Origin of the sequence: Cytobacillus oceanisediminis 2691 (assembly GCF_007678455.1) — a bacterium.
GTDB classification, from domain to species: Bacteria; Bacillota; Bacilli; order Bacillales; family Cytobacillaceae; genus Mesobacillus; species Mesobacillus oceanisediminis_A.
In genome coordinates, this window is the sequence record NZ_VEEP01000198.1 from 1 (window position 1) to 278 (window position 278).

The following is a 278-nucleotide window of genomic DNA, read 5'->3' on the forward strand; positions in this document are numbered from 1 at the left end:
ATCTCGCTTGGGTTTGATCGGTGCATGTGTAAGCACTGTTGTTGTTTGCTGGAAGGATGGTGCGGAGAGGAATGAATCTGTGTGAAGTGATGCTTTTGTGATAGCAAGGAATAGTGGAGGTGGTGTTGGAGGGATTTTAGCTTCAAGAAGGGGTTTGGGGTTGGGGTGAGTGAAGTGATGGATTTGAAGGAATGTGGGTGGCAGTCGATCTGTTTCAGGAGCGTCGATTACGCCGACTTTGGGGATCATCTGGCGAACCCTTACTCCTAGGTGGTTAT

At 48.9% G+C, this 278-nt stretch carries 1 protein-coding gene; it reads right to left on the minus strand.

Annotated elements, in window-relative coordinates:
• The coding region (locus FS736_RS24900; protein WP_260983701.1) for a hypothetical protein at positions 1-278 on the minus strand (278 nt) is incomplete at both ends.